Annotated in this window: 22 protein-coding genes; 9 read left to right on the forward strand and 13 right to left on the reverse strand. The window is 65.6% G+C overall.

All coding sequences use genetic code 11. The annotated features are described in order from the left end of the window. Positions 1-3: 3 nt before the first annotated feature. From E4S58_RS08695 to dctP, 4 genes are all read right to left on the reverse strand, one after another. Positions 4-1,260: a malonyl-CoA decarboxylase gene (locus E4S58_RS08695; RefSeq protein ID WP_136636024.1), complete on the reverse strand. Its 1,257-nt coding sequence runs from the start codon at positions 1,258-1,260 to the stop codon at positions 4-6. Continuing rightward, on the reverse strand, positions 1,257-2,573 hold the full coding sequence (locus E4S58_RS08700) for a TRAP transporter large permease (protein WP_136636025.1): 1,317 nt from the start codon (positions 2,571-2,573) through the stop codon (positions 1,257-1,259). The genes E4S58_RS08695 and E4S58_RS08700 overlap by 4 nt, the downstream gene beginning before the upstream one ends. Before the next feature lie 5 nt (positions 2,574-2,578). Further along, entirely contained in the window at positions 2,579-3,121 is a 543-nt protein-coding gene (locus tag E4S58_RS08705; protein ID WP_136636026.1) for a TRAP transporter small permease, read from the reverse strand. Positions 3,122-3,190: 69 nt separating this feature from the next. After that, entirely contained in the window at positions 3,191-4,177 is a 987-nt protein-coding gene (dctP, locus tag E4S58_RS08710; RefSeq protein WP_136636027.1) for a TRAP transporter substrate-binding protein DctP, read from the reverse strand. Positions 4,178-4,312: 135 nt separating this feature from the next. Here dctP and E4S58_RS08715 point away from each other — a divergent pair, with 135 nt between their 5' ends. Beyond that, a complete protein-coding gene (locus E4S58_RS08715; RefSeq protein WP_136636028.1) occupies positions 4,313-4,969 on the forward strand; it encodes a GntR family transcriptional regulator in 657 nt (218 codons plus the stop codon). A 15-nt stretch (positions 4,970-4,984) separates the two neighbouring features. Here E4S58_RS08715 and E4S58_RS08720 read toward each other — a convergent pair whose 3' ends face one another. Continuing rightward, positions 4,985-5,779, reverse strand: coding sequence for an HpcH/HpaI aldolase/citrate lyase family protein (locus E4S58_RS08720; protein WP_136636029.1), 795 nt, complete (start codon positions 5,777-5,779; stop codon positions 4,985-4,987). A 207-nt stretch (positions 5,780-5,986) separates the two neighbouring features. On the opposite strand from E4S58_RS08720, the gene E4S58_RS08725 reads away from it, so the two are divergent. The 3 genes from E4S58_RS08725 to E4S58_RS08735 are packed head-to-tail and all read left to right on the forward strand — an operon-like array spanning position 5,987 to position 9,152. Further along, entirely contained in the window at positions 5,987-7,117 is a 1,131-nt protein-coding gene (locus tag E4S58_RS08725; protein ID WP_136636030.1) for a CaiB/BaiF CoA transferase family protein, read from the forward strand. 23 nt (positions 7,118-7,140) lie between these two features. Further along, complete coding sequence (locus tag E4S58_RS08730; RefSeq protein ID WP_136636031.1) at positions 7,141-8,307, forward strand: acyl-CoA dehydrogenase family protein; 1,167 nt, start codon at positions 7,141-7,143, stop codon at positions 8,305-8,307. A gap of 20 nt (positions 8,308-8,327) precedes the next feature. Then, entirely contained in the window at positions 8,328-9,152 is an 825-nt protein-coding gene (locus E4S58_RS08735; protein ID WP_136636032.1) for an HTD2 family dehydratase, read from the forward strand. On the opposite strand, the gene E4S58_RS08740 is transcribed toward E4S58_RS08735, so the two are convergent. From E4S58_RS08740 to E4S58_RS08750, 3 genes are all read right to left on the reverse strand, one after another. Next, positions 9,124-10,098, reverse strand: coding sequence for a LysR family transcriptional regulator (locus tag E4S58_RS08740; RefSeq protein ID WP_136636033.1), 975 nt, complete (start codon positions 10,096-10,098; stop codon positions 9,124-9,126). The genes E4S58_RS08735 and E4S58_RS08740 overlap by 29 nt on opposite strands. A gap of 69 nt (positions 10,099-10,167) precedes the next feature. Continuing rightward, complete coding sequence (locus E4S58_RS08745; RefSeq protein ID WP_136636034.1) at positions 10,168-13,266, reverse strand: efflux RND transporter permease subunit; 3,099 nt, start codon at positions 13,264-13,266, stop codon at positions 10,168-10,170. Positions 13,267-13,269: 3 nt separating this feature from the next. Further along, positions 13,270-14,373: an efflux RND transporter periplasmic adaptor subunit gene (locus tag E4S58_RS08750; protein WP_240789513.1), complete on the reverse strand. Its 1,104-nt coding sequence runs from the start codon at positions 14,371-14,373 to the stop codon at positions 13,270-13,272. Positions 14,374-14,721: 348 nt separating this feature from the next. On the opposite strand from E4S58_RS08750, the gene E4S58_RS08755 reads away from it, so the two are divergent. The 5 genes from E4S58_RS08755 to E4S58_RS08775 are packed head-to-tail and all read left to right on the forward strand — an operon-like array spanning position 14,722 to position 17,599. Then, complete coding sequence (locus tag E4S58_RS08755; protein WP_136636036.1) at positions 14,722-15,150, forward strand: hypothetical protein; 429 nt, start codon at positions 14,722-14,724, stop codon at positions 15,148-15,150. After that, positions 15,147-15,797: a MotA/TolQ/ExbB proton channel family protein gene (locus E4S58_RS08760; RefSeq protein ID WP_136636037.1), complete on the forward strand. Its 651-nt coding sequence runs from the start codon at positions 15,147-15,149 to the stop codon at positions 15,795-15,797. The genes E4S58_RS08755 and E4S58_RS08760 overlap by 4 nt, the downstream gene beginning before the upstream one ends. Then, complete coding sequence (locus E4S58_RS08765; protein ID WP_136636038.1) at positions 15,790-16,176, forward strand: ExbD/TolR family protein; 387 nt, start codon at positions 15,790-15,792, stop codon at positions 16,174-16,176. Before E4S58_RS08760 ends, E4S58_RS08765 begins: the two co-directional genes overlap by 8 nt. Continuing rightward, complete coding sequence (locus E4S58_RS08770; protein WP_136636039.1) at positions 16,173-16,562, forward strand: ExbD/TolR family protein; 390 nt, start codon at positions 16,173-16,175, stop codon at positions 16,560-16,562. The genes E4S58_RS08765 and E4S58_RS08770 overlap by 4 nt, the downstream gene beginning before the upstream one ends. Continuing rightward, complete coding sequence (locus E4S58_RS08775; protein ID WP_136636040.1) at positions 16,559-17,599, forward strand: energy transducer TonB family protein; 1,041 nt, start codon at positions 16,559-16,561, stop codon at positions 17,597-17,599. The genes E4S58_RS08770 and E4S58_RS08775 overlap by 4 nt, the downstream gene beginning before the upstream one ends. Before the next feature lie 98 nt (positions 17,600-17,697). Here E4S58_RS08775 and E4S58_RS08780 read toward each other — a convergent pair whose 3' ends face one another. The 5 genes from E4S58_RS08780 to E4S58_RS08800 all read right to left on the reverse strand — a co-directional run bounded on the left by E4S58_RS08780 (position 17,698) and on the right by E4S58_RS08800 (position 23,347). Continuing rightward, the gene (locus tag E4S58_RS08780; RefSeq protein ID WP_136636041.1) at positions 17,698-19,671 is read right to left on the reverse strand and encodes a TonB-dependent receptor domain-containing protein; all 1,974 of its coding nucleotides are present in this window, start codon (positions 19,669-19,671) and stop codon (positions 17,698-17,700) included. Between the two features lie 115 nt (positions 19,672-19,786). Then, positions 19,787-20,539 (reverse strand): iron ABC transporter ATP-binding protein, encoded by a 753-nt coding sequence (locus tag E4S58_RS08785; RefSeq protein ID WP_136636042.1) that lies wholly within the window; start codon positions 20,537-20,539, stop codon positions 19,787-19,789. After that, positions 20,536-21,501 (reverse strand): iron chelate uptake ABC transporter family permease subunit, encoded by a 966-nt coding sequence (locus tag E4S58_RS08790; RefSeq protein WP_136636043.1) that lies wholly within the window; start codon positions 21,499-21,501, stop codon positions 20,536-20,538. The genes E4S58_RS08785 and E4S58_RS08790 overlap by 4 nt, the downstream gene beginning before the upstream one ends. Beyond that, positions 21,494-22,438 carry an ABC transporter permease gene (locus tag E4S58_RS08795; protein ID WP_136636044.1) on the reverse strand — a complete coding sequence of 315 codons (945 nt, stop codon included), beginning with the start codon at positions 22,436-22,438 and terminating at the stop codon, positions 21,494-21,496. The genes E4S58_RS08790 and E4S58_RS08795 overlap by 8 nt, the downstream gene beginning before the upstream one ends. Next, complete coding sequence (locus E4S58_RS08800) at positions 22,439-23,347, reverse strand: siderophore ABC transporter substrate-binding protein (protein ID WP_136636045.1); 909 nt, start codon at positions 23,345-23,347, stop codon at positions 22,439-22,441. It lies immediately after the preceding gene. Between the last annotated feature and the right edge of the window lie 51 nt (positions 23,348-23,398).

Genomic DNA, 23,398 nt, shown 5'->3' on the forward strand with positions numbered 1-23,398 from the left:
GGGTTACCTTTCTTCTGCGGCGGGCCGTGCGGCCGCCTGTGCCAGCGTCTTGACGGCAGGTGTCGCGACGACCTCGTGCGTGGTGGCAAAGTTGTCGTGGGTCTCTTCCACGCGGGGCAGGTCATAGAGGTAGTTGACCATCGTGCCGCCCGACTGCGCGCGTCCCTTGTCCGAGGTATCGGCCTCGGCGTGGACGGCGTGAACGATGGCGCCGTTGCCCAGATGGAACCGCGCAACCGGGTCGAACGGCAGGCCGCCGCGCCCCTTCGCGTTCAGCAGGTAATGCGCGGCCTGCGCCTTCATCGCCTCGGCGTCGGTCGGGTCGTGGGCGATGCCCTCCTGCTCAAGCCAGCGGGTCAGCGCGGGGATCGGCGACAGGGTGACGAAGGTTGAAAGGCCGGGCAGTTCGGCCGACAGGTCACTTGCCACCTGCTTGATCAGCGAATTCCCGAACGAGATGCTGGCAAGCCCCGCCTGGCAGTTCGAGATCGAATAAAAAACGGCCGTATCGGCTTCGGCGGCGGGCATGGCCTGGCGATCTTCGGCCAGCAGCGCCTGCACCGACCCGGGAATGCCCTTGGTCAGCGCGACCTCGACAAAGATCAGGGGTTCGTCGGGCATCGAGGGGTGGAAGAAGGCAAAGCATCGCCGGTCCGACGGTTCAAGCCTGCGGCGCAGGTCGGACCAGTCGTCGATGGCGTGGACGGCTTCGTAGCGGGTGATCTTTTCCAGGATATGCGCCGGGCTTTCCCAGTTGATCGGACGCAGCACAAGAAAGCCGCGATTGAACCACGAGGCAAAGAGATGCCGGAAATCAAGGTCCAGCGCGGCCAGTTCGGGTTCCTTCACACCCAGCCTCAGCAGATCCGCCCGCATGTTCACCAATGCCCCGGTCGCGCCGGGGACGCGGTTGAGGCGGCGGATCAGTTCCTGCCTGCGGGGTTCGGCGGCCTCGGCGAAGGCGCGATAGCTGGCCTTGGATGGCGCGCGTTCATAGTCGTCCAGGGTGGACCGAACGGCCTCGGGGTCGATGTTCATGGCTGTCGCGATGAACCGGAAGAACTCCAGCTTCTCGTCATCCGGCAAGCCATCGAAGCGCGACAGGATCTCTTTCGCCAGGGCCAGCCCGGTCATTTCCCCGTCGGACCCGACCAGATCCGTCGCCATTTCCGTCAGCGGACGGCCGTCCGGGGCCATGGGCGTGTCGCGGCGATAACGCCGTTCGAACACGGTCGACAAAAGATCGGCAAGGATGGTCATATCGCGGTCCCCATGACGACATTCGGCAGCCAGGTGGCCAGCCCCGGGAAGAGGCAGAGCAGGATGATCGCCACCACCATGCAGGCCACGAAGGGCAGCGATCCCATCAGGATTGTCTTGAGCGAGATGTCCGGCGCGATGCCGTTGATGACATAGAGGTTCAGCCCGACCGGAGGCGAGATCAGTCCGATTTCCATGTTGATGGTCAGCACGACGGCGAACCAGATCGGATCGAACCCGGCGGTGGTGATGATCGGCAGCAGGATGGGTGCCGCCATCAGGATCACCGCAACGGGAGGCAGGAAGAACCCGGCGATCAGCAGGAAGATGTTCACCGCCCCCATCAGAACCCACCTGTTCACGTCCAGCGTGCCGATCCATTCGGCAATGGCCTGGGTGATGAACAGCGACGACAGCATGTAGGAAAAGACCCCCGCCGCCGCGATGATGAACAGGATCATCACCGATTCCTTGGTGCTGTCGCGCAGCACGGTCCAGATCGCGCGGGGATGCCACAGCTTGTAGATCACGATGGCGATCACCAGGCAGAGCAGCGCACCGACCGCCGCCGTCTCGGACGGCGTCGCGATGCCGCCGTACATGGCATAAAGAACGCCCAGGATGATCGCGAGGAAAGGCAGGACGCGCGGCAGGATCTCGAACCGTTCGGCCCAGGTGTAGCTGCCCGACCCAAGGCGCGTCGCGTCCCCGGATTTCCATGTCGAATAAAGCGACCAGGCCATGAACAGCCCGACCAGCAGAAGGCCCGGAATGACCCCCGCCAGGAACAGCCGCCCGATCGAGGTTTCGGTCGCGATGCCGTAGACGATCATGGTGACCGACGGCGGGATCAGGATCCCGAGGGTGCCGCCCGCCGCAATCGACCCGGCGGCGACGCCATCGGGATAGCCGCGCTTGCGCATTTCGGGGATGCCCATCTTGCCGATGGCCGCGCAGGTCGCGGGCGAGGATCCCGACATCGCTGCAAACAGCGCGCAGGCCCCGAGGTTCGAGATGACGAGGCCGCCGGGGATGCGTGTCAGCCAGCGTTCCAGCGCCTCGTAGAGGTCAGCACCAGCCCGGGTCGAGGCGATCGAGGCGCCCATGATGATGAACATCGGGATCGACAGCAGCGCGAAGTTGTCGAGCTTGCCAAAGAAGATCTCGGGCATGAGTTCAAGCGATCGCGGGCCGTCGAAGATGATCAGGAACCCGGCGGATACGATCAGCAGGCCCATGGCCACCGAGACGCCGGAAAAAAGCACAAGGATGGTGGCGATGGCAACGATGCCACCGAGAAGAAGCGGATCCATTGCGGTTACTCCAGCCCGAAGGGTTTATCGACGCCGATCAGCACGGCAACGAGGTCGGCGATCAGCTGTAGCAGCAGAAGGCCAAAGCCGACCGGGATAGACAGGTAAGGAATCCAAAGCCTTACGCCCCAGACCGTGTCGGATTTCCAGCCACGTTCAAAGGCGAAGTGCCAGTAGTCGTAGCCATAGAACAGCATCACCCCGACGATGGCGATCGACAGGACCGATGTCAGGATCGCCATGAAGAACCGGGCACGCGGGGCAAGCGACAGCGGGATCAGGTCGACGTTCACATGGCCGCGCAGGCGCTGCACGTAGGGAAGACCCACCAGCGTGGCGCCGATCACCAGGTAGATCACCGCCTCGGTCTGCCAGATCGTCGATCCGTTCAGCACGAAGCGCACGATGATCATCTGGCAGGTGATCGCGACGGCCGCGACGATCATGGCCGCCGAACACCATCCGGCCAGGGTGGAAAGGCCCGCGACGATGCGCAGAAAGGGGTTGTTCCCGGTATGGGACGCAACGGCGGAACTGTGGCCAGCCACGGACGCCTCCTGTCAGTTTGGGGAATTTGAAAGGGCGGGACGGGCGCAGGCCCATCCCGCCGGGTCAGGTCATTCGACCGACAGTGCAAGGTCGAGCAGTTCCTGCCCGTCCGCGACCTCTTCTACGAAGGCCTTGTACGAGGTTTCCTTGGCCAGCGTGCGCCATTCCTCGAATTCCTCGGCGCTCATCGTGGCGATTTCCACGCCTGCGTCGCGGAACACCTGCTCGGATTCGGCGTCCTGCTTCTTGGCTTCTTCCAGATAGAAGGCCTCGGCCTTTTCGGCGCCTTTCAGAAGCGCTGCCTGCTGCTCTTCGGTCAGCCCGTCGAAGGTGGATTTGTTCATCAGCAGCGGCTGGTACATGAACCAAAGCGCCACGTCGCCGGCCGGGGTATAGCACGCGACCTGTTCGTAGATCCGGTAGGACACGAAGGACGAGGACGAGGTGTTTGCCGCCTGCAGAACGCCGGTCTGCATCGCGTTGTAGATCTCGGACGAGGCCATGGAGGCGATGGAGGCGCCGGCACCGGCCAGCATCTGCTCGAAGGATTTGCCGGCCGCGCGGGTCTGAAGACCGTCAACGTCGGAAGGCGAGGTGATGCACTTGTCCTTGCCCGCGAAACCGCCCGCAAGGTAGCCGTGCACCAGCACCATCACGTCGTCCGCCGCCATCTTTTCTTCCAGCTTCTCCATGAAGGGGGAATTCGACAGGCGCGCGGCATGGTCGTGGTTTTTCACGAGACCGGGCATCAGGGTCAGGTTGTAGGCGGGCTGCTGGCCACCGGCGTAGGACAACGGCAGGACGGTCATGTCCAGCTGTCCACGGCTGAGCGGCTTGTACTGTTCGCGCGGCTTGAACAGGGACTTGGACCCGAAGATCTTGATCTCGAGATCGACATCGGCGGCGGCGACTTCATCGGCGACGATCTGGGCGACCTGATGGCGGACGTCCTTGTTGGACCACTGGTGTGACAGGCGCAGTTCGGTGGCATTCGCAACCGTCCCGGCGGCGGCCAGCGCACAGACTGCGACCGCGGTTTTCAGCAACGTTTTCATTTTTTCCTCCCAAAGATATGGCCGGGCAGGCCCGGTCATGTGGTCAGACCATCACATCGTGTTTTTTATGTCAAATATTTTGTATACAAGAATTGTGTTGTTGAGAGCAAAACCCTTCTGCTGTATACAAAGTTTATGGAACAGAGACGCGCAGATACGATCGCCGAAGAGCTTGAGGAGCGGATTTTCGACGGCACCTTCGCCAATGGCGACCGGCTTGACGAAGTGCGTCTGGCCGACCAGTTCGGTGTGTCGCGCACCCCTCTGCGCGAGGCCCTGCAACGCTTGTCCCGGTCGGGTCTTGTCGAGCTGATCCCGCGACGCGGGGCCTTTGTCCGGCAACCCGGTCCGGTCGAACTGCTTGAGCTGTTCGAAGCCATGGCCGAGATCGAAGGTGTCTGTGGTCGGCTGGCCTCAAAGCGGATCACCGACGCGGCGCTGGCCGATCTGCATGACGCGAACCGGCGCTGCATGGCCGCGATCGAAGCGCAGGATCCCGATGCCTATTATCGGGAAAACGAACGCTTCCACATGATCATCTACCAGCAGTCGGGCAACAGCTTCCTTGCCGGAGAAGCGCAGGCCTTGCACCGGCGGCTGAAGCCCTTCCGGCGTCACCAGCTGCGCCTACGGGGGCGTATGGCCCAGTCGATGCGCGAACACGAAGCCATCGTCGAGGCGCTGGAACAGGGGCAGGCGGATGTCGCGATGCAGGCGCTGCGCGCGCATGTGGCGATTCAGGTGGAACACGTGCACAGCCTGATGGCCAGCCTGAAAAGCGCCGCCGAATAGGCCGACGCGCGGGGCCTATTGCGCCCGTGCCAGCACCGCCTGTGCGCGCTTGATGACCGGGGCGTCGACCATCGCGCCGTCCAGCTTGACCGCCGATCCGCCTTGGGCTGCGGCCTCCATCACCCGGCGGGCCCAGGCCAGTTCTGCGTCACCGGGCGCAAAGCCGCGACGCGCCGGGACGATCTGCGCCGGATGGATCAGAAGCTTGCCGCCGAACCCCATCCCAAGGCCGTGTTGCGCATCGCCTTCGATCGTCGCCTCGCCGTTCAGATCTGTCGTCACCCCATCCCAGGGCGCCCCCTGCCCTGCCAGCCGCGCGGCCAGCACAAGCGTTGACCGGGCATGGGCCAGCGCCTGCCTGTCGTGGGCGATGCCAAGGTCGGCGGCATAGTCGATCGACCCGAAGGCGATATGCGCGCTGGCCTTCGCGACCTCGACCGCGTTGTGCAGCCCGAGGGCGGTTTCGATCAGCGCGATGACGGGCAGGCCCGTGGCATGGGCCACGGACTGGCAGATCACGGGGTCCTCGGCCTTGGGCAGCATGATCGCCAGCAGCGGCAGGTCGGCGCAGGCCCTCAGGTCGGCCGCGTGCCAGTCCGTCCCGGCCGCGTTGATCCGCAGAATGACCGGCACCGGCGGGGTCGTGCCCTTCAGGGCCGCAACCACCTGATCGCGGGCGGTTGCCTTCTGGTCCGGGGCGACGGCGTCTTCCAGATCGACGATGACCGCATCCGCACCCGAAGCTGCGGCCTTGTCGAACCGGTCCATCCGCAGGCCGGGCAGAAATAGGGGGAATGCGATCTTGTCCATGGGAAGCCTTTCCTGATGTCCCGGTCAGATCACGGCGGGTGCCAGCCGTCCAATAGCCATTCCCGAAAGGCGCCATAGACGGTTACGATAGCTGGCGGGTCAGACCACGTCTGTTATTCGATTTTCCGATACCCGTCTTCGGCATGTCGTATTTCCCGATGACCAGCGTTTCGTGCTCTAAGACCGCAAAGACAGAAAGGACCCCCCATGCCCGGAGACCTGAGCGGACTGCTTGTCGTGTCCATCGAACAGGCCGTCGCCGCCCCCTACCTGACCGGCCGCCTTGCCGAAGCCGGGGCGCGCGTCATCAAGATCGAACGCGCCGAAGGGGATTTTGCCCGCGAATACGACCACCTCGTCCACGGGGAGAGCGCGTATTTCGTCTGGCTGAACCGGGGCAAGGAATCGGTCTGCCTGGACCTGCGGGAGGATGCGGATCGGGCGGTTCTGGACGGAATGCTCGGGTCGGCCGATGTCTTCGTGCAGAACCTTGCGCCCGGTGCCATCGACCGGCTGGGCTACGGGATGGAAAAGCTGCGCGAGACCTATCCGCGGCTGATCACCGTGTCGATTTCGGGCTACGGGGACGAAGGGCCCTATGCCAGGCTCAAGGCCTATGACCTTCTGGTGCAGGCGGAAAGCGGGCTGTCGTCGATCACCGGCAACGACGCCGGGTCGGCCCGGGTCGGCGTGTCGGTCTGCGACATCGCCTGCGGGATGACGGCCCATCAGGCGGTGCTTCAGGCACTGATCGGGCGCGGCGTGACTGGTAAGGGGCGGCATATCTCGGTGTCGCTGTTCCACGCGCTGGCGGACTGGATGAACGTGCCCTACCTGCAGTACGCCTATGGCGGCAAGGAACCCGCCCGCAACGGGCTGAGCCATCCGACCATCGCGCCCTACGGCGCCTTCCCCGGATCGGACGGGAAAGAGGTTCTTCTGTCTATTCAGAACGAACGGGAATGGGTGAAATTCTGTGACGGCGTGCTGAACCGCCCCGAGATCGCCACCGACCCCCGGTTTGACAGCAACTCTAATCGCGTCGCCAACCGGACGGCGCTGGATGCGCTGATCACCGACATCTTCGCCGCGATGACCCGCGACGACCTGTCGGCGCTGATGCACGAGGTCGGCATCGCCAATGGCCGCGTCAGCACGATGGAGGATCTGGCGAACCACCCCCAGAACCGGCTGGTCGAGGTCGACACGCCGACCGGCCCGGTGCGTCTTCTGGCGCCCGGTGCCGTCGTTGATGGCGCCGTGCCGGACTTCGGCCCCGTCCCCGCCCTTGGCCAACACACCGACGCAGTGCGCGCAGAATTCACCGCGACCCGCTGACCCCATTTCGAAAGGATCCCCAGATGCTTCCCACCAGCGCCTCGACCGACCATGACGAACTGCGCGACGCCCTGCGCGCGCTATGCAACGAATTTCCCGGCGACTATCACCGCACCCATGCCCGCAACGAAACCTATCCGGCCGAATTCATCGACGCGCTGACCCGCGACGGCTGGCTGGCCGCGATGATCCCGGAAGAGTTCGGCGGCGCGGGGCTGGGCCTGACCGAGGCCTCGATCGTGATGGAGGAGATCAACCGCTGCGGTGGCAATGCGGGCCACTGCCACGGGCAGATGTACAACATGGGCACCCTGCTGCGGCATGGATCGGACGCCCAGAAGGCCAAGTACCTGCCGGGCATCGCCAGCGGCGCGCTGCGCCTGCAGTCCATGGCCGTGACCGAACCGACGACCGGCACCGACACCACCAAGATCAAGACCGTCGCGAAGAAGCAGGGCGACCGCTATGTGGTGAACGGCCAGAAGGTCTGGATCAGCCGGATCGAACATTCGGACCTGATGATCCTGCTGGCCCGGACCACGCCGCTGGACGAGGTGAAGCGCAAGTCGCTTGGCATGTCGATCTTCATCGTCGACCTCAAGCAGGCGATCGGCAACGGGATGGAGATCAAGCCGATCCGCAACATGGTGGGTCACGAGACCTACGAGGTCTTTTTCGACAACCTCGAGATCCCCGAAGAGAACCTGATCGGCGAAGAAGGCTATGGCTTCCGGTACATTCTGGACGGGCTGAATGCCGAACGCACGCTGATCGCGGCGGAATGCATCGGGGACGGCTACTGGTTCGTCGAAAAGGCCTCGACCTACGTCGGCGAACGCACGGTCTTTGGCCGTCCGATCGGCCAGAACCAGGGCGTGCAATTCCCGATCGCAAAGTCCTACGTCAACATCGAAGCCGCCAACCTGATGCGGTTCGAAGCCTGCCGCAGGTTCGATGCGCATGAAGACTGCGGCGCGCAGGCGAACATGGCCAAGATGCTGGCGGCGGATGCCTCGTGGGAGGCCGCGAATGCCTGCCTGCAAAGCCATGGCGGCTTCGGCTTTGCCGAGGAGTACGACATCGAACGCAAGTTCCGCGAAACGCGGCTGTACCAGGTGGCGCCGATTTCGACCAACCTGATCCTCAGCTATGTTGCCGAACACGTGCTGGGCATGCCCCGGTCGTTCTGACCGGGCCGGAGGACAGGATCATGAGCAGTTTCGACGACTGGATCGGACGCACCCGCAGCGCCACCGACACGATCACCGACCGGCTGGCGCGGGAATTCCGCGTCACCATCGGCGGGATGCACTGTAACGGGCCGGATGCGCCGGGCCTGCAGTGGATCCTGGCACCCGACATCTATCCGGCCGAGGACCTGGGCCGCGATGCCCATCCAAGGCTGGGTCTGGTGGTGCCGGACCTGGGTTTGCCACGGCGCATGTGGGCCGGCGGGTCGATCACCTGGCATGGCGGCATCCGCGAAGGCGATACGGTGACCCGCGACACCACGGTGCGCGACATCACGTTCAAGGACGGCCGGACCGGGCGGCTTGGGTTCGTCACGCTGGATCATCGCTATCTGGTCGGCGGCGCCCTGCGCGTCGAGGAAGTGCACGACATCGTCTATCGCGAGGACCCCGATCCATCGGCGCCCACACCGGTGCCCCCGAAGGCCGAGCCATGGGAGGGGGCCGAGGTGCGCCGGGCCACGCCGGACGCGACCCTGCTGTTCCGCTATTCGGCGATGACCTTCAACGGGCACCGCATCCATTACGATCACGACTATGCCACGCAGGTCGAAGGCTATGCCGGGCTGGTTGTGCACGGGCCGATCCAGTCGACCTGGATGCAGCACCTGGCGACCGACATGCTGGGCCAGGTGCCGGGCGCGTTCCGCTATCGCGGCCTGTCGCCCCTGACCGTCGGCACCCCCGTTGCGGTCGAAGCGCGCAGGACCGACACTGGTCTTGATCTGCGGGTGCGCGACCTGACGCGTGACGTGGTCACGATGGCGGCAACGGCGCAGGCGTAAGCGTGGCGGGATCGAAGGCCAGGCGGCCTTCCCAGATCCCGCGCCCGACCAGATCGGCGGCGACCTTCAGCGTCAGCGCCTCGATCGCGGCACAGGCGCGGGACTGCGCGACGCGGGGATTGCGGACAAGGTAGACGGGGCGCGAAATCACCGGGTCGACGATCGGGGCCTTCAGCAGGCGGCCGCTTTCCACGAAGTCGTGGCAGGCGGCCGGGGCGAAGATGGAAAACCCCGATCCGCGCGCGACCAGTTCCTTGATCTGGGTCATGGCATCAAGTTCGGTCACCACGTTCAACGCGATCCCGTTCGACTGCGCCGCGCGTTCGATGATCCGCCGCAGCCCGTGGCTTTCGCCGGGCAGCACCAGCTCGATCCGTTCCAGATCCCGCAGCGGCACGGGTGTGCCGGGGTCGGTCTTCAAGGGCCAGGCGTCGGGGGCCGAGAAGAAGTAAAGCTCTTCGTCCATCACGTGGGTGGACAGGAAATGCTCGGCGCCTTGCAGGTTGTAGAGCAGCCCGATCTCGACCGTTTCATCTTCGACCCAGGTCTTGATGAACCCGCTCATCGCCTCGCTGGCGCGCAGGCGGACGCGGGGCAGATCGACCCGGACGGTTTCGGCCAGCGGCACCGACATGACCATCGACGAGGATGGCGGCATACCGAACCGTACGGTGCCCGAGACCTCGGCCGACAGTTCCTTCATCTCGGACATGCAGCGGGTCATCATTGCCGAGATATCCTGCGCATGCCCCAGCAGGACCCGGCCTTCGGGGGTCAGTGACGATCCGCGTGGCGATCGGACGACCAGTTTCAGGCCCAGTTCGTCCTCCATGTTCGACAGGTGCTGCGACAACGAGGGCTGGGCCAGGTTCAGCTTCTGCGCGGCCTCGGACAGCGACCCGGACTGGGCAATGGCGATGATGTAGCGCAGCTGGCGAATATCCATGGGCCATCCTTCGGGCGGGGCGCGCCGCCGGAGCGCGCCGGGTCGACCCGGTATCGGCGGCGCAGGGCGTCACGTCAATGCGCGACGCCCCGAGAGCCTGCGCACCAGTACGAAACAGGCCGGGATCACGAAGACGCCGATAAAGGTGGCCGCCGCCATGCCGCCCAGCACCGCGATGCCGATGGCGTTCTGCGCATTGGCCCCCGCCCCGGTCGCCAGCGCCAGTGGCAGAACCCCCATCATGAAGGCGAACGACGTCATCAGGATCGGTCGCAGGCGCATGCGCGCGGCCTCGATCGCGGCGTCCAGGGTGCTGCGGCCCCGCTGTTCCAGATCGCGGGCAAATTCGACGATCAGGATCGCGTTCTTGGCGGCCAGGCCGATGGTCGTCAGGATGCCCACCTTGAAATAGACGTCGTTCGACTGCCCGAAGAGCCAGGCGAAGGCAAAGGCCCCGGCGACACCGACGGGCACCGACAGCATCACGGCAAAGGGGATCGACCAGCTTTCGTAAAGCGCGGCGAGCGACAGGAAGACCACCAGCGCCGACAGGGCATAGAGGTAGGGCGCCTGGTTGCCGGATTGCTGTTCCTGGAACGATAGGCCGGTCCAGGCCACGCCGTACCCGCCCTCCAGATCGGCGGCCAGCGCAGCGATGGCCTCCATCGCCTCACCCGAGGACGTGCCGGGCGCCGGGCTGCCCGAGATCGAGATCGCGTTCACCCCGTCGATCCGCGCCAGAGAGGGGGTGGAGGACACCCAGTAGGTTTCCATGAAGGACGCGAAGCTGACCATTTCGCCGCTGTTGTTGATGGCGAACCATGTCTCGATGTCCTCGGGCTGCATCCGGTATTCGGCCTCGGCCTGCACGATCACGGGGCGCAGCGATCCGTTCATGTCGAAATCGTTGACGCTGGACCCGGCAAAGATCGTCGACAGGATGCTGTTCACGCTCGACACGCTGACGCCGAAGCTTTCGGCCTTCTGCTGATCGATATCGATGCGCAGCACGGCTTCGCTGTCGGTGCCGCGGGCGCGAACGTTGGACAGGCGCGCATCGCCCCCGGCAGCGGACTCGAGCTGGACGGCAGCCTCGCGCAAAGCCTCTTGCCCGGTGCCGCCGTAATCGACGAGGTACATGGAAAAGCCCGAGGTGTTGCCGAGCCCGGGGATCGCGGGCGGCTGGCTGAACATCACGCGCCCGGCGCGCAGGTTCCCGAACCTGGCCGTGGCCCGCGCAGCGACCGCCGAGGCGGACAGATCCGCATCCTTGCGGTCGTCGAAGTCGCGCATCTTGACGAAGACCATGGCGGTGTTCTGACCCGACCCGCCGAAGCCGAAGCCAAGCGTGGCAAAGGTGCTTTCGACGGCTTCGGATTCCTCGGTGATCAGGTAGTCCTTGATCTGATCCACGACCTGCGCGGTCTGCGCCGTGGTCGACCCTTCGGACAGGTTGACCATGGCCATCAGCACGCCCTGGTCTTCCTGCGGCAGGAAAGACGACGAGATCCGGGAATAGATCCCGCCCGCGCCGACGACCAGCCCGACGATCACCGCCATCGCGATCAGCGGACGGCGCGACAGGCGGCCGACCGTGTTTTCATAACCGTTGGTCAGCCGGGCGAAGCCGGCGTTGAACCAGCGGGCCGGGGCGATCTGGCTGCCATGCCCGGTGCGGCGCAACATCGATGCGGTCAGCGCCGGCGTCAGGATCAGCGCGACCAGCGCCGACAGCACCATGGCCGAGATGATGGTGACCGAGAACTGGCGATAGATCACGCCGGTCGAGCCGCCGAAAAAGGCCATCGGCAGGAAGACCGCCGACAGCACCAGCGCGATGCCGATGACGGCCCCGGTGATCTGGCGCATCCCCTTTTCGGTGGCGGGCAGCGGATCAAGCCCGTCTTCCTCCATCACGCGTTCGACGTTTTCGACCACGACGATCGCATCGTCCACCAGAAGGCCGATGGCCAGCACCATGGCGAACATGGTGAGCGTATTGATCGAATAACCCAGCACCGCGAGCGTCGCGAAGGTGCCTGCCAGAACGACCGGCACCGCGATGATCGGGATCAGCGTGGCGCGCCAGCTTTGCAGGAAGATCAGGATGACGAAGAAGACCAGAACTACCGCCTCGATCAGCGTGTGATAGACCTTTTCGATCGACAGTTCGACGAAGGGCGAGGTGTCGTAGGCATAGCGGATCGTCAGCCCCTCGGGGAGTGAGGGTTCAAGTTCGGTCAGGGTTGCGCGCACGGCCTCGGCGGTGTCGACGGCATTGGCGCCGGTCGCAAGGTTGATGCCGAACCCGGCCGCATTGGCGCTGTCAAAGCTGGAATCGCCGCCATAACTTTCCTGCCCGATCTCGATCCGCGCGACGTCACCCAGAAGCACCTGGCTGCCGTCCTCCTCGGACCTGAGCAGGATGTTCTGGAAATCCTCGACCCCGGTCAGCTGGCTTTGCGCGGTGATCGTGGCGGTGAACTGCTGGCCCGCCACCACAGGCATTTCGCCAAGGGATCCGACCGACACGGTGGTGTTCTGCGCCCGGATCGCATCGGTCACGTCCGACGGCGTCAGCTGGAATTCATACAGCGACAGCGGATCAAGCCAGACCCGAAGCGCATAGCCGGACCCGAAGATGTTCAGCCCGCCGACCCCTTCGGTCCGCTGCACCGGTCCCGACACCTGGTTGTCAAGGATATCGCCCAGCTGGATGGTCGAATACCGCCCGTCTTCCGACACGATCGCGCCGACCATGAGGATCGACGAACTGGACCGCGACACCGACACGCCCGAGGACTGCACCGCGTCGGGAAGCCGCCCTTCGACCTGGCTGACCTTGGACTGCACGTTGTTCTGTGCGTCCACCGGATCGATGCTTTCATCGAACGTGAGAGAGATCGACGACGACCCCTCGCGCGAGGTGCTTTCCATGTACAGCACGCCGTCCAGCCCGGTCATCGCGTCCTCGATCACCGAGGTGACCGAATTCTCGACCGCCGAGGCCGTGGCGCCGGAATAGCTTGCGCTGACCCGGATCGTCGTGGGCGCGATGTCGGGGTATTGCGACACCGGAAGCTGGGTGAAGGAAAACGCGCCGGCCAGCATGGCGACGATGGCAAGAACCCAGGCGAAGATGGGCCGGTGGATGAAAAACTGGGCCATGGGTCAGTCCTGCCCGCCGGACGCCGCGTCTTCGACCACGCCCTCGGCGTTGATCGTGACCGGCACGGGATTGATCTGCGCGCCATCCGCGAGGTTGGTCAGCCCGTCCACGATCAGCTGATCACCGATCTCGACCCCGCCAGTGGTGATCCAGGCGTTCTGGTAGGTGCCGGAATAGTCCAGCGTGACCTGCCGGGCCGTGCCGTCGCGCGCGACAAAGGCGGTCAGGCTGCCGTCGGACTGCCGTTCGGTGCCGCGTTGCGGAACAAGGATCGCGGTCTGCTGGCCGATGGTGATGCCGACGCGCAGGAACTGGCCGGGGATGATCAGGCTGTCGGGGTTGTCGAACTGAAACCGCAGCGCGATGCTTCCCGTGGTCGTCGACACCTGCCGCGACGGGCTGACGAAGGTGCCCGTGCCTTCATAGGTTTCACCGTTTTCCAGCGTCAGCGTGGCCTGAAGATTGTCGCCGGGCTGCATCGTCCCGCCCCGGATGCGCGACCGCACCCGCAACATCCGGGCCGAGCTTTCCGAGACATCGACAAAGATCGGATCCATCGCCGTGACCGAGGTCAGGGCGTCCGTCTGGTTGGCCGTCACGATGGCCCCGACCGATACCGCGCTGACCTCGGCCATGCCGGCAATGGGGCTGCGGATTTCGACCCGGTTCAGGTCCAGTTGCGCGGTCTGAAGCGCGGCCTCGGCGCTGGACAGGCTGGCCTGTGCCTGCGCCAGGGTCGACCGCGCCGTCTGCAGATCCGAGGTCGTGACCCCCGTGCCTTCCAGTCGCGCATAGCGGTCGACCGTGGCCCGCGCGGTATCGACCGCCACGGCGGCACCATCGCGTTCCGCCTGTGCAGCGGCCAACGCGGCCTCGTAGGTGTCGGCCTCAAGCCGGAACAGCACATCGCCGACTTCGACCGCGACGCCGGGCTGATAGGTGATCTCCTCGACCATGCCGTTGACGCGCGGGCGGATGGCCGTCTGGGCAGAGGCCACGGCGCGGCCGGGAAGCGTGACCGAAAAGGGAACCTCTGCCTCCTCAAGCGTGACGACACCAACATCCGTGACCCGACCAGCGGCACCGGGCATCGGCTGCGCGGTCAAGGGCGTGGCAAGCAAGATCAATGGGATAAGAACGGTCGAAAGGGGTCGGCGGGGAATACGGGGGATCAACGGTAAAGGCCTCAACTGCGGGTCGGTTACGGTATGAGATACGCCCCCATCCCGCCATTCCGTCGGGTGAAAAATGCAAATGCGGCACTGCAGCGTCGACGGGTCCGCGCCTTTGCTTCGCACCTGCAGCATTCGCAGGCATCAGCTGGGGTCGTCACCGATCCCCGCGCAGGCAGGTCATGATCCACAGCTATTGACTATTTTTATCAGGTATTCGACAACCTTCGCGACCGCGGCACAGCCCGCGACCCGGATTCCCAGAGGCGAAAGGTGGACAAGATGCGGAAAAGGCTGACTTCGATGATGGCGGGGACGGCGATGATCCTGTCCTCCGCCCCCCTGGCCGCCCAGGATCAGACACCGCACATGTCGGTCGAACTGAACGCCGCGCAGCCGCAGGATGACGCCTGCAAGCTGTCGTTCCTGGTGCAAAGCACGCACGAGGCCGCGATCACCAAGGTGGTCTATGAGACGGTGATCTTCGATGCCTCGGGTCAGGTGAACCGGCTGACGCTCTTTGATTTCGGCGCGCTGCCGCCGGGCCGCCCGCGCGTGCGGCAGTTCGTCATTCCCGCGACCGCCTGTGACGGGATCGGGCAGATCCTGTTCAACGGGGCACAGACCTGTGACGGCGCGGGCCTGCCCGAGGGCGCCTGTTCCACCGGGCTTGAGCTTAAGACCCGCACCGAGATCGAGGTGATCGGATGACCGCCGTTCTGGACCTGATCCGCCGCATCGCCGACATCGGCGGCCCTGTCGTCATGATCCTGCTGGCCGTGTCGGTGATCACCCTGGCCGTGGTGCTTTACAAGATCTGGCAATTCACCGCCGCCGGCGTCGGGCGTCACCGCGCGCTGTCGCAGGCGGTCGCGGCCTGGGATGCCGGTGACCGGGCGATCGCCCGCGAGGCCCTGTCGCGGTCGACCAGCTATCTCGCCCCGGTTGTCGATCAGGCGTTTTCGTCCGGCCCCGGCGCGACCGAACGGCTCGAGGCCGAGGCCGAGATGCGCTTTGCCAAGCTGGAACGCGGGCTGCGCTATCTGGACAGTGTCGCGCAGTTGGCCCCGCTGCTGGGTCTCTTCGGGACGGTTCTGGGCATGATCGAAGCGTTCCAGGCGTTGCAGGATGCCGGGTCGCAGGTCGATCCGTCGATCCTTGCCGGCGGTATCTGGGTGGCGCTTCTGACCACGGCGGTCGGGCTGGTGGTGGCCATGCCGACGGCGGTGGTCCTGTCGTGGTTCGAAGGCCGGATGGACAGCGAACGCGTGCTGGCCGGGCGCGCGATCCAGACGGTGCTGCAACCGCGCGGATCTGCCCCCGTCGGCGCGCCGGAAGGTGTGCCCGCCCATGCGTAAGGCCAAGAGGGCATCGCGGCTGTCGATGACGTCCCTGATCGACGTCATCTTCCTGCTGCTGCTCTTCTTCATGCTGACCTCGACCTTCTCGAAATTCTCCGAGGTCGAGCTGATGGCGGCCGGATCCTCCGTGGGCGCATCCTCGGACCGTCCGCCGCTGTTCCTGCGCCTGTCGCCTGAGGCGCTGAACCTCAACGGTCGCGACCTGGCGGTCGAGGGGCTGGCCGAGGCGCTTGGCCCGGAAGCCGACGTCGACAGCCCGCGGTCGCTGATCGTGGCACTGGCGCCCGAAGTCACCGCGCAGCGGCTGACCGACCTGCTGGTGGTGCTGCGCGGCGTGCCGGGCGTGACGCCGATGGTTCTGGGGGGCGGAACGTGAAGCGCAAACGCGAAAGATCGAAACGCGAACCGACCATTGCGCTGATCAACATCGTCTTCCTGATGCTGGTGTTCTTCATGGTCGCCGGATCGCTGGCGCCGCCCTTGGACAAGGATCTGGCACTGGTCGACACCCGCGATCTGGACGGCGTCGCGCCGCCCGATGCGCTGGTCGTGCATCCCGATGGACGGCTCAGCTATCGCGGTGAGGCGATCGTGGACGCGGCGGCCTATCTTGCCGGGTCAGACGGGGACGCCGAGACCAAGGTCGCGCGGATTGTGCCCGACCGGAACCTGCCCGCCGGTCAGCTGGTCGCGCTGGCCCGCGATCTGCGGGTGGCCGGTGCGACCTCGGTCCTGATTGTCACGGAACGGGGGCTGGAATGATCGCGTCGTCAAAACCGCTCAAGATCCTGGCGCTGGTCGCCGCCGGCGTGATGCACACCGCCGTGGCCGTCGCGCTGATCCGGGACGAGCCCGTGCTGGTCGAAGGCATGGCCGGCGGTCAAGAAGCGCAGATCGGGTCCAGCTTTGCCGACATGGCGGCAGGCACGATGACGCCCGAGCCGGTCGAGGACACCACCGAGGTCGTGGAGCCGGAGGAGGTCGAGACGGCCGAGATCGAGCCGGTCGACACGCCCGAGCCCGAGTTCAGTGAAGCAGACCCCGTCGAGGCCGACCTCGCGGAAGCGGAGACGCCTGACACCGCAGAACAGCCGACCCCGACCGACACCCCCGTGGTGCCGGAGCAGATGGCCGCGCTGGTGCCCGAGGTGCCCGACGGCGCGCTGGCCCCGGTGCCGGACATCGCGCAGCCCGAGGTGGCCGAACCCGAGCCGTTGACGCCCGAGGTGCTTGAAGCCGCGAAACCCGAGATCACGGAAACCGCCCCGGTGACAGAGCCTGTTGAGACCCTGCAGGCGCAGACGGACGTTCCGGTGACGGAAATGTCCAAGCGGCCGGTCATGCGCGATCCGGCGATGGAAACGCCGATCAAGCGGGCCGAGGCGCCGAAGCCCAAGCCGAATCCCAAACCCGTGGCCAAGAAGGCCCCGCAGGGCAACGCCCAGCAAAACGCGCGGGCCGGGTCGACGACCGGATCGCAGACCGCGACCGCCAAGGCCCAGGGTGTGGCCAAGGGCAAGGCGACCGAGTCCGGCAATGCGGCCGTCAGCAACTATCCCGGCCAGGTGCAGCGCAAGCTGGCGCGGGTGCGCAAACCGTCGATGAACCGGCGTGGCACGGCCTGGGTGGCCTTTTCGATCAACGCCTCAGGCGGGCTTGGCGGGGTGTCGGTCAGCAAGTCGTCCGGTGATGCCCGCATCGATCAGGCCGCACTGAAGATGGTGCAGCGCGCCGCACCCTTCCCCCGCCCCCCCGCAGGGGCGCAACGCCGCTTTTCGGTGCCGATCCAGTTCCGCTGATCCAACAATGGCAATGACATGAAAAAACCGCGCCCCGATAGGCGCGGTTTTGCTTTGCAAGGTGTAGTCCGGGGGGCGCATTGGCCCCCCGGCCCGGATCAGAACCGCATCGTCGCCATGATCCCGAAGGACCGGCCCGGTTCTGTCAGCGGAACCACGTTGGCAAAACCGACACCGTCGTTGCCGCGACCCGAATAGGTTTCGTCAAAGACGTTCTTGATGTCGAACCGCACTTCAAGGTTCTTGACCGCCTTGGGCTTGTAGGTGGCCCAGAGGTTCACGACCTCGTACCCCGGCAGCGCCGAATAGGGCGCCCCTAGAGAGGCGGGGGCATCGTTCTTCAGCGCGATCTCGGCGGTGCCGCCGATGCGGATCTCCTCGGTCACGTCATAGGCGCCCGAAAGGCCGATGATGTGGCCGACCGGACGGCCGACATAGTAGCCGGTGGTCGGCGTGGTCGATCCGTTGGTCTTGACGTCGGCGTAGGTCCAGTTCGCCTCGAAATACCCGCGCGACGCGGTATGGCGCATCGACAGGTCGACACCCTGAGAGGTGATGGTGTTGACGCTGGCCGCCGCCGTGAAGGGATCGTCCGCCCCGGTGATTTCCGTGTGGAACAGTGCCCCGGCCAAGGTCAGCGGACCCTGTTCGAACCGCAGGCCGATCCGGGCATTGTTGGCGCGGCTGGTCGTCGGGGTTGCATAGGTGGCAAAGCTGTTGGTCAGCACGCCGCCCCGCAGCTGCTGGAGGTTGATGAGCGAAGCTTCGTTCAGCTCGTACCCGCCCCAGACCGAGGCCGCCCCGACGTTCAGCGTCAGCTGGTCGGACAGGATCACGTCGGCCGAGGCATTGGCGCTCAGCCCGCTGTCGCTCCACTTCTGGCCGGTCGGGCTGGTGAAGGTCTGGCTGTCGGCGCGGAAACCGTAAGATAGCGACAGGCGGTCGCCGACATCCTGCCGCATCTGGGCATAGACGCCGATACTTTGGACCTTTTCGCTGTTGACCGAGGCATAGGTGTTCGCCGTGGTGCCGACCGGACCGATCGGCGTGGCTTCGTCGACAAAGAAATCGACACCCGCCGTCAGGACACCGCTGCCGACGTAGAAGTCGTTTTCGATCTTGCCGGACAGGCTGGTGTTGCGGCCCTTCACGGTGCCGACGTCGACATATTGTTCGTTGAAGGCGAGCTGAATCGTGGGCGTAAGGGCGCCGTCGGGGTTTTCGTCGCTGTAGGTCAGCGCATAGCTGGTGCGTTCCGTCACGGCCATCAGATAGGTCGTGGGCCGCCCGGGCACGGCTTCGAAGTCGGGCCGGGCAAAGCCGCCCTGGAACGGCCGCATCCCCTTGTCCGAGATATTCTCGGCCGAGAATTCGATCCGCTTGCCGCTGTCCGAGGTGTAGGCGAACTTGCCGAAATAATCCGTCAGCTCGGGTTCCGTCCCGCCGATGGTCTTGCCCGAGCCATCGACGTAATCGTCACCGGTCTGGTGCGAATAGCCCAGCAGGTATTCGAAGCCGCCCTGCAGGCCGAAGACGGCCAGGTTGCGCCGGAAGCCGTTGCCGTTGGAATTGTAGGCAAGCGAGGCGACACCGCCGAAGGTATTGCCATCTTCCAGAAGGTCGGCGGCATCCTTGGTTTCATAGGCGATCACACCGGCCAGCGCGCCGGGACCCGCATCGGCCGGGGCAAGGCCCGAACTGACCTGCACCTGTTTCAGCAGGTAAGGGTCGATCGGCACGTTGCCGGTGTGATGGAAGGCGCCCTTGTTCTGGCGCGCGCCGTCGATGGTGACGGCCAGGTTGCTTTCCTCGATCCCGTGCACCATCACCTTCTGCGCCACAACGGCACCGCCGGTGGCCAGGATTTCGGACTGGCCCGCGAAAAGTTCGTCAGCCGAGGCGGCGTTGCGTTCCGCCATTTCCTCTTCCGAGATGACGGTGTTGCCAAGCGCGTCCTGCGCGGCATCGCTTTCGACGCGGATGGTATCCAGTTGAACGACGTCCTGCGCCTGGACGAGCGGCGCGTAAAACGCCGCCCCCGCCAGCAGGATCGCCTTGCGAGAGAGTGTCATGTCCCATTCCCCAAATATCTAACGTTCATGCTTGCTGAACGCTCGAGGGGTGGGCGCATGGCTGGCTAACAGGGTTGGCGATATTTTACCTTAGTAAATTTGTCAATTTACCCGGCTAGACCACCACGTAAGGACGGCCTTGCAGCGTCTCGACCGTTGCAGATGTGCCGAACACATCGCGCAATAAGGCCTCGGTCACGATCTGGGCCGGCTGACCCTGCGCGGCGATGCGACCGTCTTTCAGCACGACTAGGCGGTCGGCGAACCCGGTGGCATAGTTGATGTCGTGCAGCACGATGACGACCGTCCGGCCATCGCGATCGGCCATGTCGCGCACCAGCCCCATCAGGTCACGCGCCGCCGCGATGTCGAGGTTGTTCAGCGGTTCATCCAGCAGCAGGTACGGCGTGTCCTGCGCATAGGCCATGGCGACGAAGGCGCGTTGCCTCTGCCCGCCCGAGATCTCGTCGAGGAACCGGTGGCGCAGGGCCAGAAGATCGAACCGGGTCAGCGCCTGTTCAACGTGGTCGCGATCGATCGCACCGGGACGGCCGCGATGCCAGGGATAGCGCCCGAATGACACCAGATCCGCAACGCTAAGCCGGGCCGACACATGGGTCGACTGCGCCATGACGGCGAGGGTCCGGGCAAGATCCCGGTCGCTGGTCCGGCCGACCTCCTGCCCGCCGACGGTGATGCGTCCGGCCTGGATCTTCTGCAGTCGCGCGATCAGGGACAGCAGGGTCGACTTGCCGGCCCCGTTCGGCCCGATCAAAGCCGTCACGCCCCCTTCGGGAAGAGTCAGATCGATGTCATGCAGGATCGGGCTGCCGCCGATGGCGTGGCTCAGGCCTTCGATGCGGATCATGCGGCTCTCCGTTTCAGCAGGAGGTAAAGGAACACCGCGCCGCCGATCAGCTCGATGACGACGGTCAGGGGCGTGGCCAGGTCCAGCAGACGCTCCATCACCAGCTGACCGCCGATCAGGATGATGCCGCCGATCAGCGCGGCGCAGGGCAGCAGGATGGCGTGGCGGTGCGTCGGTGTGACCATGTGGGCAAAGGCCGTCACGATCAGGCCGAAGAAACTGGCCGGTCCGAAACCGCCCGACGACAGCGGCCCGGCCAGCGACGTCGCCGCAGCCACCAGCAGACAGATCGTCAGCAGGGCCAGCCGGTGCAGAGACGCGGGGGGTTCGCCAAGGCCCGTCGCGGCCTCCTGCCCCAGGGACAGCACGTCAAGGCGGTGCCGCAGGTGCCAGGCAAGACCCGTGCCGACGATCACCGCCACGGCTGACACCGCCAGAAGCACGCCGTCGATCTGGGTGAACCGGGCAAAGGACAGCGACTGCACCGTCTGGAATTCATTCGGGTCGATCAGCCGCTGCAGAAATTCGGTGATCGCGCGGATCAGCAGGCCGATCACGATCCCGGTCAGCACAAGCCGCACCATGTCACCCCGCGCCAGCCGCATCAGCACGCCGAACAGCACCAGCCCAAGCGCCGTCATTGCCGTCAGGTTCAGCGCGAAAAGCACCCCGGGCGACAGGGCGGAAAACCCGACCGAGCCGAGCGTATGCACCAGGGCCGTCAGCACGAAGACATACAGGGCATCGAACCCCATCAGGGACGGCGTCAGGATCCGGTTGCCGGTGATCGTCTGGAACAGCACCGTGGCCACGGCGATCGCCACACCCACCAGCATCAGCGCGGCCAGTTTCGTCAGCCGGTAGGGCAGGATGAACGCGACCGGCCCCTTGAGGTCGATCAGGATATAGGCCGCCGCGCTTAGCGCCAGCAGGAGGGCCAGGGCGATCAGGCGTCTAGGCACGGGTCCGCCCCCGGTTCAGCATCACCACGAATGCCGTCGCCCCGATGACCGCGATCGTCGTGGCCACCGGCACTTCGTAGGGCGCGCGGATGACCCGGCCCAGGATGTCCGCCGCCAGCACCAGGATCGCCCCGGCCAGGGCGGTCAGCGGCAGGGCACGCCGCAGGTTGTCCCCGGCCAGACGCGCAACAAGATTGGGCACCACCAGCCCGACGAAGGGGATCGCACCAAGGGTCACCACGATCATCGCCGTCACGACGGAAATCGCCGCCACCGCCGCCGCCGTCACCAGCCCGACGTTCAACCCAAGGGCGCGGGCGGCGTCTTCGCCAAGGCTCAGCAGGCTCAGCCGGTCCGCGATCAGATAGGTCGCGCCCGAGGCCACAGCGCCGATCCACAGCAGTTCGTAGCGCCCCCGCAGCACGCCCGACAGCTCTCCGGTCAGCCAGGTGCCGAGAAACTGCATCATGTTGCCCTGGTAGGCCACGAAGGTCACGACCGCGCCGATCACGCCGCCATAGACAAGGGCAACCAGCGGCACCAGAAGCGGCTGGGTCGGCGGCAGGGGCCGGATCAGCGCCATCAGCCCAAGGCTGCCTGCCAACGCACAGAGCGCCGCAGCCGCCATCTTCACCCCAATCGCCGCACCCGGCAGCACCAGCGTGCACAGCAAAACGCCAAGCGCCGCGCTTTGCCCCGCGCCCGCAGTCATGGGTTCGATGAACCGGTTGCGCGCCAGCACCTGCATCACCTGCCCGGACATGGCCAGCCCGACCCCGGCCAGTACCGCCGCGACCGTGCGCGGCAGGCGGCTTTCCAGCATCAGCGCGCGTCCCTCGGGTGTCAGAAACAGATCGGCCAGCGACTGGTCCGCCGCCCCGATGGCCAGCGACAGAAGCCACAGACCGGACAGAAGGGCAGCGCCCGCGAGACGCACCTATCTGTCCCCGGCCAGACCTTCCGACACCTCGTCAATCGTCCGGTTCAGAGACTGAATTCCGCCGGTTGAGATATAGAGTTCAGCCGGGGAAAGATAGATGATGCGCCCCGCCTTGGCCGCGCGCGTGTCCTGAACCAGCGGCGTGTCCAGCGTGGCCCGCGCCGCCTGATCCCCGCCGCCGATGGCCGCCGCACGGTCCACGACCAGCAGCGTTTCAGGATCGGCCTCGGCGATGTATTCAAACGACACCGCCTCTCCGTGCCGGTTCTCGGCGATGCCCTGCACGGCCTGGCCGAACCCGACCTCGGTATGAAGCCAGCCAAAGCGGCTGTCGGGGCCGAAGACCGACAGCTTCGGCCCGTTGGTCATCAGGATCAGCGCGTCGCCCCCCGTCGACTCGACCCGCGCGCGCAGATCGGCCAGCTTCGCGTCCAGCGCGTCCGACAGGGCGGCCGCCTCATCGACCTTCCCCAGCATCTGTCCAAAGGCCTCAAGTCGCGCCTTGCCGTCGGCAAGGGCGTCCGTCCCGACGCTCATGTCCGCCACCGGGGCGATGCGCGACAGGGCATCGGCCATGGCGGCCGACCGGGGGCCGACGACGATGACATCAGGGGCCAGCGCGGCGATGGCCTCCATGTCCGGCTCGAAGAAGCTCCCCACTTTCGCGGCACCGGCGACCTGCGGCAGGTAATCGACATAAAGCGGCGCGACGACCCCGGTCGGAATCACCCCCAGGGCAGTGATCGTGTCGATGGCCGAGACATCCAGCGCAACGATGCGCTCGGGCCGGTTTTCCAGGGTCATGTCGCCGGTCGCGGTGGCGAAGGTGACCGGATCGGCCAGCACCGGCGCGGCCAGACCAAGGGACAGAAGACAGGCGGAAAACAGGCGGCGCGACAGCGGCATGAACGGACCTCGGGGTCATGTGTTTCTGGCTGACGCGACGGCGCTGGCTGG

The organism is Pseudooceanicola onchidii, assembly GCF_004959925.1.
Taxonomy (GTDB): domain Bacteria; phylum Pseudomonadota; class Alphaproteobacteria; order Rhodobacterales; family Rhodobacteraceae; genus Pseudooceanicola; species Pseudooceanicola onchidii.

Coding starts and splice junctions, on each gene's coding strand:
- E4S58_RS08695 (WP_136636024.1), bottom strand. CDS start 1,260: ATGACCATCCTTGCCGATCTTTTGTCGACCGTGTTCGAACGGCGTTAT.
- E4S58_RS08700 (WP_136636025.1), bottom strand. CDS start 2,573: ATGGATCCGCTTCTTCTCGGTGGCATCGTTGCCATCGCCACCATCCTT.
- dctP (WP_136636027.1), bottom strand. CDS start 4,177: ATGAAAACGTTGCTGAAAACCGCGGTCGCAGTCTGTGCGCTGGCCGCC.
- E4S58_RS08715 (WP_136636028.1), top strand. CDS start 4,313: ATGGAACAGAGACGCGCAGATACGATCGCCGAAGAGCTTGAGGAGCGG.
- E4S58_RS08720 (WP_136636029.1), bottom strand. CDS start 5,779: ATGGACAAGATCGCATTCCCCCTATTTCTGCCCGGCCTGCGGATGGAC.
- E4S58_RS08725 (WP_136636030.1), top strand. CDS start 5,987: ATGCCCGGAGACCTGAGCGGACTGCTTGTCGTGTCCATCGAACAGGCC.
- E4S58_RS08730 (WP_136636031.1), top strand. CDS start 7,141: ATGCTTCCCACCAGCGCCTCGACCGACCATGACGAACTGCGCGACGCC.
- E4S58_RS08735 (WP_136636032.1), top strand. CDS start 8,328: ATGAGCAGTTTCGACGACTGGATCGGACGCACCCGCAGCGCCACCGAC.
- E4S58_RS08740 (WP_136636033.1), bottom strand. CDS start 10,098: ATGGATATTCGCCAGCTGCGCTACATCATCGCCATTGCCCAGTCCGGG.
- E4S58_RS08745 (WP_136636034.1), bottom strand. CDS start 13,266: ATGGCCCAGTTTTTCATCCACCGGCCCATCTTCGCCTGGGTTCTTGCC.
- E4S58_RS08755 (WP_136636036.1), top strand. CDS start 14,722: ATGCGGAAAAGGCTGACTTCGATGATGGCGGGGACGGCGATGATCCTG.
- E4S58_RS08760 (WP_136636037.1), top strand. CDS start 15,147: ATGACCGCCGTTCTGGACCTGATCCGCCGCATCGCCGACATCGGCGGC.
- E4S58_RS08765 (WP_136636038.1), top strand. CDS start 15,790: ATGCGTAAGGCCAAGAGGGCATCGCGGCTGTCGATGACGTCCCTGATC.
- E4S58_RS08775 (WP_136636040.1), top strand. CDS start 16,559: ATGATCGCGTCGTCAAAACCGCTCAAGATCCTGGCGCTGGTCGCCGCC.
- E4S58_RS08780 (WP_136636041.1), bottom strand. CDS start 19,671: ATGACACTCTCTCGCAAGGCGATCCTGCTGGCGGGGGCGGCGTTTTAC.
- E4S58_RS08785 (WP_136636042.1), bottom strand. CDS start 20,539: ATGATCCGCATCGAAGGCCTGAGCCACGCCATCGGCGGCAGCCCGATC.
- E4S58_RS08800 (WP_136636045.1), bottom strand. CDS start 23,347: ATGCCGCTGTCGCGCCGCCTGTTTTCCGCCTGTCTTCTGTCCCTTGGT.